Source organism: Paenibacillus sp. 01T422 (genome assembly GCF_056398785.1).
This window is the reverse complement of sequence record NZ_JBFTQB010000168.1, coordinates 1-9,510: the sequence shown is the minus strand read 5'-3', so window position 1 is coordinate 9,510 and position 9,510 is coordinate 1. Positions and strand designations below refer to the sequence as shown.

The window sequence follows — 9,510 nt, the reverse complement described above, 5'->3', positions numbered from 1 at the left end:
TTTCATTATCAAGGATGCAGGTTTGCAGGAACCTGTCTCCATTAAACCTGTCGGGGTGTTCGACCGCAAGGACTACAGCGATATTTTCTGGTACAACAATACCAGCAGTTATAAAAACAGCTTTCTCATTGATTTTAGTTTGTTCGAGAAAGCGTTTACGGTGGATGGCAAGCTCAATGTGCAATCCAGCTATTGGTATTTCGCGCTTGACTACAAGCTGTTGACGCTGGCATCAGCCGACGGATTTCTTTACAACGATGAAGCCATCGATACCTATATGGATGCCCATTATGAAAATCATAATAAAAACGTGCCAGCGCTCCAAACGCTTACTAACTACTATGTAAAAGAAGCGAATTTGCGGAAAATGTTATGGTCGCTTAATGTGCCTGTGATGCTGATGCTCGCTTTTTACTTATTCATGGTAGCTAATCTCATCACGGAAAGGCAGAAAACAGAAATCGCCGTGCTGCGCAGCCGGGGAGCAAGCCGCATACAGATTGTTCTTAGTTATGCCGTTGAAGGCGTAGTGCTTGGGGCAATTGCCTTTGCGGTCGGACCGTATTTCGGCGAGTCGATCAGGTCAAAGATATCCTTTCACTTGGTTTGAAATCAGGTGATTTAAGAGTAGATCCGCTGTTGTTTCTCATTCCTGCGATGTTTATTTTCGGACTCGGCTTGCTAGTGCTTCGTTTGTACCCTTTGTTCATGAAGCTTTTGTACAAAATCGGTAAACGCTGGTGGCCACCAACGGTGTACACGACTCTAATCCAGGTGAGCCGTTCGATTATCCAATATCAATTTATTATGGTTTTTCTCATCATTACGATTGCTACTGGACTGTTCAGCGCAAGCGCGACACGTACGATCAATCAGAATACAACGGATAAAATCCGGTATTCCGCTGGCGCCGATATCACCATGAAGATTCATTGGGAAAACGATGCGCCGCCGGCTATTTTGTTTGGTGCAGAGGATTCGGGCGATGACAGCACGTCTTTGGAAGCCTCAACGGATGAAGAACCAGTGAGTGCACCACCAAAGGTTCAATATAGCGAGCCGTCTTTTTTACCATTTACGCAGCTGCCAGGCGTTGAGCATGCAGCAAAGGTTTTTGTCAGAAAGGATGCATCATTCACCAAAGGCAAAACGAATGCAACCACCGAGCTTATGGGCATTGACACAAAAGCTTTCGGTGAGACAGCTTGGTTGAGGGATCATTTGCTGGATCATCATATTTACGAATATTTAAATCTGATTGCCAAAAATCCTTCCGCCGTGTTGATATCGAAGTCGGTAGCGGAGGAATATGGCGTCAAGGTAGGAGATACCTTGTCCGTCGGTTGGCAGAATCTCGAACCGGCATCTGTTACGGTCTTCGGGATCATAGATTATTGGCCATCCTGGAATCCTAATCCTGGGGCGGGCGATACGATTTCGGTTACCACGAAGCAGGGCACTACAACGAAGGTTAAGAAACCAATGCTGATCGTGGGTCACCTCACTTACATTCAGAACAACATTGGGATTGAGCCCTATGAGGTGTGGATGAAACTGAAACCGGAAGCAAGCAGTCAAGCTGTCTATCAGGCTGTGACCAAGCATGGTTATGATATCGAGTCGTTGACCGATGCGAAGCAAGCACAGATTTTGGCTGTCAAAGATCCTTTTCAACTGGCGATTAACGGTGTGATGACATTAGGGTTTATGATTTCGGTTGTCGTTTGCTTTTTCGGATTCCTACTATACTGGGTGTTGTCATTATCCGCTCGGACGCTGCAGTTCGGTATTTTCAGGGCGATGGGGGTTTCCGTTGTTCAACTGATTGGGATGCTGATTGGTGAACAAGTGATGGTATCGGGTGCAGCGATACTTATTGGGATGATGACAGGCAACGTGGCTAGTCACTTGTTTGTTCCCTTATTCGAGTTATCGTTCGATCCCAGCACGCAAGTGCCTCCGTTTCAAGTTACGTTCGATCCACGCGACCATCAGCGGTTATATGGGATCGTTACGGTCATGATCACCATTGGACTTGTGGTGCTAGGCCATATCGTCTCGCGAATCCGGATACATCAGGCCGTGAAGCTTGGGGAGGATTAAGATGATACATTGCGATAATCTGGTTAAAATCTACAAAATTGCCGATTTGGAAGTCGTGGCGCTGCAGGGGTTGGATCTACATGTGGAAGCTGGGGAGCTGATGGCCATTATCGGCAATAGCGGAAGCGGCAAATCGACGCTGCTGAATATGCTTGGAGGACTTGATCGTCCTTCAGCAGGGCGCTTGATCGTAGATGGTAAGGATCTGCTTAGTATTYGCGAGAAGGACCTCGTCAAATACAAGCGTGAGTCTGTCGGCTTCGTTTGGCAGAACAATGCGCGCAATTTAATTCCCTATTTGACTGCTCAGGAAAATGTGGAGCTGCCTATTCTGCTGCAGGGCAAGCGGAAACGGGAGCGTGCGCTTGAGCTGCTGGAGGCCGTCGGGCTTAGCCATAGAAGGAATAACAAATTGAACCAGTTATCCGGGGGTGAGCAGCAGCGCGTAGCGATTGCGATTGCCCTTGCGAACCATCCGAAGCTGCTGCTTGCGGATGAACCCACAGGCTCGGTTGATACGCGCATGGCCAACCAAATCCTTGACTTGTTCCGGCAGCTTAGCCGAGAACTGGGGCTCACCATCGTAATCGTGACCCATGATCCGATGCTGGCTAAGAAAGTGGATCGTGTGGTTGCGATCCGGGACGGAAGAACGTCATCGGAGATATTGCGGCGTAAGTCTTATGAGCAAGAACTGTTGGATCTTGAAGAAGGTATTGAAGAGCAAGAAGAGGAGTCTCACGTAGAGTATGCGGTGCTGGACCAAGCAGGTCGACTGCAAATTCCTGCTAGCTATCTAGAGACAATCGGAATGAAAGAAGCGAACAAAGTGAAGGTGACCGTGGAGGATGGCAAGATTGTGCTCATACCTCCGATCAAAGTATAACGAAGGAGCAACTATCGATGAATAGTCAGGAAACGAAACAAATTCCGGACACCCTCCTGCTGGAAGAGCGGGCAGGACACGTGCTTAGTGCCATTATCGGAATGGCGGATGAGGATTTCGGATATATTCCTTTTTTTGCAGCGAATTTGATGGAGAAGCCTGCGTTTCTGACGCATGGAGATTGGGATTACGGTTCCAGCCACGGTCGCTTGGTGGATGCTCTCATCTTGGCGAGGCATATGACGGGGGACGAGCGGGGGCGAGACATTGAGGAGCGCTATAGAGCTAATTTCCTTAGCTTTTTTAAAGAAGATGGACTCAGCTACCGGCAAATAAATCCGAAGGCGCCTTGGGAAACAAACGCTAACTTGATTGATCAGCGGGCTGTCATCCTCGCATTGACTTCGTGGTTTATGTCGACAGGTGATCGCAAGATCAAGCATGTTGCTGATAGACATGTGGCTGCGCTCAAACGAATTGCAATTAAGGAAAAAGACGTGTGGTACTATCCAGCTTCGGAGTACACCGTGCATGGCTGGCCGTCCACGAATGCGGTCCAGCTTCGACTAGCCCCGGACCCGGCCGCGTTCTGCGGACGTTTAGTCATGCCATTGCTCAAATATTATGAGCTGACTGGCAATATGGATGCTTTCGAGCTGTGTCAGTTCTTCTCGGCGCTGATCGTTCATCGCAGTGGCGTTTTCAATCCGGATGGCAGCTTTAACGATTCGCTTGCGTATCGCAGCGGTCATTTCCATACTCGCATTGGTACGCTTGATGCGCTCGCGCGTTTTGCCTTGCATACGCAGGACGCCTCAATCATCCATTTCGTCAAGAAAAGTTATAATTGGGCGTTAACACGCTCAACAACTTTTGGCTGGACACCTGGAGATATGCATGAACAAGCATTCGAGCATGAAACCTGCTCGCTTGTTGACTTGATTTCTACGGGAATTACGCTGGCTAGAGTCGRATATGTCGAATACTGGGGCGTCGTAGAACRCTTCCTGCGCAACCACTTAACGGAGTCGCAGCTGCTGAATCTGGATTGGGTTGTGGGAGCTGACAACAAAGCAAATGATGATGTTGGTATGAAATCTTACTTCAACGTAGCGGAGCGTACTCGTGGAGCGTTCGCCGGATACTCCGCGCCCAATGATTTCTGCTGTAACGTCAGCGGAGGGAGAGGGCATACCAACGATCTGCAGACCTGCTGTATCGGTTCAGGGACGCGTGGTTTATTTATGGGATGGAGCAATACGATTACGGAGCATAATGGCACGATTAGCGTGAACTTTCTGTTGAACCGTGGCTCGCGTTGGCTCGATGTATCCAGTCATCTGCCCCACGAAGGACGGGTGGAGCTGGAGATTCATCGCAGCTTGCCTAGGCTGTTGGTTCGTATCCCCGAATGGGCCGGCTATGCGAAGGTTGAGGTATACCGAGAGCTTGGCGATAGCGTACGAACACAATCTGGCGGCGAACCGAGCATGTGGGTGAATCAGCGCTTCCTTGCGTTAGGTCAAGTTCAAGCTGGTGAGAAGATCACGTTGACTTTCCCGCTTAGTGAGCGTCAAACGGTTGAGAAGGCGGTAGGTCAGGAGTTTATCACGCGGTGGCGCGGGGATGATGTCATTCATTTGAGCCCGGCAGGGACGCATCATCCATTTTATAATAACCGGCAAATCTACGAGAAAGCACCCCTTCGTTCAGGTCAGTATCGTCGTTTGCAAGAAGAGTTGTATTGGTAAAAGGAGGGGCCAATGAGCAGATATGGAGCAGATCCTATTCTCAGAGAGGGATTCTCGATCATTAGGTTAACTGATGAAGAAAGCAGTTCTTCTGCGGAATTGATTCCAGCCATCGGCAATAATCTCTACCGTTTCGTATGCAGCGGGCATGAGGTGCTGATATCGCCAGACCGTTTTAATACCTTTTGGCAGGAATCGAATGAGGTATTTAAATATGGAACACCATTGTTATCTCCGCCGAACCGGATTCGAAACGGTTGCTTTGTATTCAAGGGACGTGAATACAAGCTGCCTCTGAATGAGCCTCCTGACCATCATTTGCATGGTGAAATATGCTCCAAGGCTTGGGAAGTGATTGACTACGGAGCTTCAGAGGAGAAAGGGGCTTGGGTGACCAGCCAATTTCGCTACGCAGATTATCCTGAGATTATGGCATATTTTCCGCATATGCTGGTCTTTACGATGACGTATCGGCTTAGGGGTGGTCGACTTGATCTGGAAGGGGTGATTGGCAATGAGGGCGAGGAAGAAGCCCCTTTCGCTTTTGGGCTGCACCCTTATTTTGCAGTACCGTTCGGGAGTGGAGAAGAGATTACGCTTCATGTACCTGCGGCTGCGGAATGGCCTGTTACGAATCAGGCATTCGTAATGGGGAAGCCAATGGAAACGGCATTCAGCCAAGGGCTTCGTGAAGGCGTTCCCATCGAGAACTATCCAGTGCTTGGCTGTTCACTAATTTCCTTGGCACAGGATGTTGATCGTACATGTCGGATTGAATTGAAAAATCAGGGCTATACGATTGCCTACCAATTCGATCAGACCTTCCCTTATGTCGTTCTATTTCGACCCGATTGGGCATCGGCTTATTCTCTGGAGCCTTACACGTACGTTACGGATGCATTCAATCTTCCTTACGAACACGAACTGACAGGAGCCCGAGGCATACGGGCAGGTGAACAAGTTCGATTCAGAACAGGGATGTGGATTGAAAAATGAGGAGGCGCAGCGCTTGGATAACTTGGATTTGAATATCAGGCCGGAAATGCCGGCACGCAAGGATTTCCGTATCGGATGCATCGGTTCCGGGTTCATTATGCGAGACTGCCATCTTGTGGCTTATCGCGATGCCGGCTTTAATCCGGTGGCGATTGCATCACGAACCTACGATAACGCCAAAGCTGTCGCTGAATTGCGGAACATTAGGACCGTGCACAGGACGTGGGAGGAACTGGTTCAGGATTCGGATATCGAGATATTGGATATCGCTTTCCCCCCAGATCGGCAGCTGGAAGTTGTCCGTCTTGCGGTGAAGATGAAGCATATCAAGGGTATTCTGTGCCAAAAACCGCTAGCTATGAATTCTAAGGAAGCTCGGGAAATCGTAGACCTTTGCGAGAATGCGGGTGTCAAAATCGCCGTCAATTCCAACATGCGGTACGACCAGTCAATGCGTGCCCTCAAGGCGCTACTTGACCGGGGATATCTAGGACAACCGGTATTAGCTACGGTAGACATGCGCGCGATTCCGCATTGGCAGGACTTCCTGCATAGATATGAGCACCTTGAAATTTTGAATATGGGGATTCATCATATCGATATTTTCAGGTATTTGTTTGGCGATCCAGAGAAAGTCACAGCCGTTACGCGCAGCGATCCCCGTACAAAATTCCCGCATATAGACGGAATATCGCAATATACGTTCCAGTATGCGAACGAGTTAATGGCCACTAGTCTGGATGACGTCTGGGCATGGCCTGGAGAAGGTACCGAGAAGGATATTTACATCAAATGGCGGGTTGAGGGACTGAACGGCATGGCTCAGGGTACGACCGGATGGCCGGTTTATCCAGAGAGATCGCCAAGCACGTTGGCATTTACGACAAGACAAGCTCCGAATCAATGGTTCCGGCCAACGTGGGAGGAAGTCTGGTTTCCGGACGCTTTCCAAGGGACGATGGCGCAGCTGCTGCGGGCAGTCGAGACAGACAGCGAGCCGGAAATTGGCGGCAGGGACAATTTGAAGACCATGGCAGCGGTTGATGCTTGTTACAAGTCTATTGCGGAGGGTAGGACGGTCTTATTTTCCGAAGTAACAGAGTCCTAATAACAAATTTAATTTACTAGGAGGAAATTGCCAATGATCTCAGTCGGTATTTTTAACGGGTACTATCCATATTCCTTAGAGGAATCCATTTCCCGCATGAAACGGGACGGGTTTTCTTGTGTTCAACTGGATTTGTCCTTCAAAGACATGGATCTCGCCTACGAAACACTTACGAAGGACAAATGCCACCGTATTCGCGATGCTTTCCGTAATGCTAATTTGCCGATCGTCTGCATTTCCGGTTATACGAATATCATTCATCCAGACCCGAAGAAGCGCGAACAAAATGTGTTCGGCTTGCAGACTTTGCTGAAGTTTGCCCGCGATTTGGGGACTCCGTACGTCATCAGTGAGACCGGAACGTACAATACGGAAAGCGATTGGGTGTGGGATCCGAAGAATGGCTCGGAAGAAGCCTACGAGGAGACGTGTAGTCAAATCGAAACGCTCGCCAAATTCGCTTATGACCACGGATCGGTATTCCTGGTGGAGAACTACGTAAATAACGTGATTGGCTCTGTCGACGCGCTAACTCGTTTATTCTCTGATGTGAATCATCCAGGTCTTGGACTGCTGATGGACCCGACTAATTATTTCACGGACAGCAATATTGGTCACGTCGACGAGACGCTGAACCGCATTTTCCATACGCTCGGGGATAAAATAAAAATTGCGCATGCCAAAGACTGCAAGCCTGCCGATGACTTGTCAGAGAAGCATGCTGAAATCGACGCAGTCGAGTCGCATACCTTCCGGGGGGCAGGCGCCGTTGAGCTTCCAGCTCCGGGGCTTGGAATTCTGAACTATGACTTATATTTGCAAAAGCTGTCTAGGCTGCACCCGAACATTCCGATTATTATCGAGCATCTGGATGAGCAGGATATCCCGCGCGCGAAAAGATTCCTTGACGACAAGCTGAAAACAATCGGCGGTTAATAGGTAAGGAAAGAAGGAGTGACTTACATGTCCGTAAAATTGAAAAAAAGGGACTACAGCATCACTGGGGCTGAGAATAAACGGGCAATCGAGCTCGGGCTAGCGGAGGCGGAGTGGTATACATGCCCAATCCCTCGTCAGCGGATGAAAGAATTGATGAAAAGGAAAGATGGCCCGGCCATTCGCGACACGATTATATGGATTGGCGGACTTCTGATTCTGGGGTACCTTGCTTACTTGTCATGGGGAACCTGGTGGGCTATTCCTGCCTTTCTTGCTTATGGCATTCTCTATGCGACGCCAGGCGATTCCAGATGGCATGAGTGCGGGCACGGAACGGCATTCAAGACACCCTGGATGAACGAGGTCGTCTATCAAATCGCGTCCTTTCTTGTCCTGAGGTCGGCAACTCCCTGGCGTTGGAGCCACGCCCGCCATCATACGGATACCATCATCGTTGGACGTGATCCAGAAATCATCACAGAGCGGCCTCCCATTTGGAAAATTCTCATTATGCAAATTTTTCATCTATATGGCGGGCCCATTGAGATCAAACGATTCCTTTTGCATACGTTCGGCAAGCTCGATGAGCAGGAAAATGCGTATATTCCCTCCTCACAGCACCAGAAAACATTTCGGGAAGCTCGAATTTACATGCTTATTATTCTTGCTGTTCTTACAGCATGCCTATTTACAGGTAGCATTTTACCTGCAATGTTCGTGTTCCTGCCTTCGTTTTACGGTGGAATCGTTGTTCTTATGTTCGGTATTACCCAGCATCTGGGTTTATATGAAGATGTGCTCGACCATCGGTTGAATACCCGAACGGTTTATATGAATCCGATTTTTCGGTTTCTTTATTGGAACATGAACTATCACACAGAGCACCATATGTTTCCGATGGTTCCTTATCATGCGCTGCCAAAGCTGCATGAAGAGATGAAATCCGATTGCCCGGCAGCGAGGCCAAGTTTATGGGCAGCACTGAAAGAGGTAATTAGCGCTCTAAGAAAGCAAAAGCTAGACCCAGCTTACGTTGTGGTGAAGCCACTGCCTAGAACGGCACGCCCCTATATGTACGGGCCAGCCCATGCGTTAAAAGAAAGGAGCGAATTAGGATGAGTCTCGGAGAATGGATTGAAGCCTGCCGTGCAGATGAAGTGGAGATGGAAGATGTCATCCGTTTCGATTATCATGATCGAACATTTGCGATTTATCGCACGGAGAAAGGCGACTACTATGCATCGGATGGCTTTTGTACCCATGGCAAGTTCCATTTGTCCAATGGGTTAGTCATGGGCAATCTTATTGAGTGCCCTAAGCATAATGGCCGTTTTGACATCCCCACGGGTGTCGCGAAACGCGTGCCTGCTTGTGTGGATTTGCAGACATATCCGGTGAAAATAGAAGCGGGTAAAGTGTTTATTCAAGTTTGAATTTGAGCACTAACGTCAACTTCGTTTGCCAATGGAAAAATTCATTAACCCTGACGGAGGCAACTTTGTCAGGGTTTTCTAGTAGCACTAGCCGCCGGCTAACGGACTATTTCGCTGCCAGCTTACCTCCTGCGAGCCGCTGTTGTCAGCTAACGGACTGAGATAGCTCTATTCGCTGCTTTTGGCATAGATTTAGCATCTAACGGACTCACTGCGGCTAGAATAAGAAGTGGACACATCCGTTAAGTGACCCCAATAATAGACTTAACGAATAGGGGGGTGTCCGCCAATGGG

At 48.9% G+C, this 9,510-nt stretch carries 9 protein-coding genes; all 9 read left to right on the top strand.

Annotated features, from left to right (window positions below):
• On the top strand, positions 1 to 610 hold a 610-nt coding region (locus AC1DUA_RS11965), incomplete at its 5' end, for an FtsX-like permease family protein (protein WP_477499965.1).
• On the top strand, positions 607 to 2,103 hold the full coding sequence (locus AC1DUA_RS11960; RefSeq protein ID WP_477499964.1) for an ABC transporter permease: 1,497 nt from the start codon (positions 607 to 609) through the stop codon (positions 2,101 to 2,103). The genes AC1DUA_RS11965 and AC1DUA_RS11960, both read left to right, overlap by 4 nt.
• A gap of 1 nt (position 2,104) precedes the next feature.
• The gene (locus tag AC1DUA_RS11955) at positions 2,105 to 2,989 is read left to right on the top strand and encodes an ATP-binding cassette domain-containing protein (protein WP_477499963.1); all 885 of its coding nucleotides are present in this window, start codon (positions 2,105 to 2,107) and stop codon (positions 2,987 to 2,989) included.
• 17 nt (positions 2,990 to 3,006) lie between these two features.
• The gene (locus AC1DUA_RS11950; protein WP_477499962.1) at positions 3,007 to 4,740 is read left to right on the top strand and encodes a glycoside hydrolase family protein; all 1,734 of its coding nucleotides are present in this window, start codon (positions 3,007 to 3,009) and stop codon (positions 4,738 to 4,740) included.
• Between the two features lie 12 nt (positions 4,741 to 4,752).
• Positions 4,753 to 5,736 (top strand): aldose 1-epimerase, encoded by a 984-nt coding sequence (locus AC1DUA_RS11945; protein WP_477499961.1) that lies wholly within the window; start codon positions 4,753 to 4,755, stop codon positions 5,734 to 5,736.
• A gap of 13 nt (positions 5,737 to 5,749) precedes the next feature.
• A complete protein-coding gene (locus tag AC1DUA_RS11940; RefSeq protein ID WP_477499960.1) occupies positions 5,750 to 6,844 on the top strand; it encodes a Gfo/Idh/MocA family protein in 1,095 nt (364 codons plus the stop codon).
• A gap of 33 nt (positions 6,845 to 6,877) precedes the next feature.
• Positions 6,878 to 7,780 carry a sugar phosphate isomerase/epimerase family protein gene (locus tag AC1DUA_RS11935; protein ID WP_477499959.1) on the top strand — a complete coding sequence of 301 codons (903 nt, stop codon included), beginning with the start codon at positions 6,878 to 6,880 and terminating at the stop codon, positions 7,778 to 7,780.
• A 27-nt stretch (positions 7,781 to 7,807) separates the two neighbouring features.
• Positions 7,808 to 8,902 carry a fatty acid desaturase family protein gene (locus AC1DUA_RS11930; RefSeq protein WP_477499958.1) on the top strand — a complete coding sequence of 365 codons (1,095 nt, stop codon included), beginning with the start codon at positions 7,808 to 7,810 and terminating at the stop codon, positions 8,900 to 8,902.
• Complete coding sequence (locus AC1DUA_RS11925) at positions 8,899 to 9,216, top strand: MocE family 2Fe-2S type ferredoxin (protein WP_477499957.1); 318 nt, start codon at positions 8,899 to 8,901, stop codon at positions 9,214 to 9,216. Before AC1DUA_RS11930 ends, AC1DUA_RS11925 begins: the two co-directional genes overlap by 4 nt.
• Positions 9,217 to 9,510: the final 294 nt, after the last annotated feature.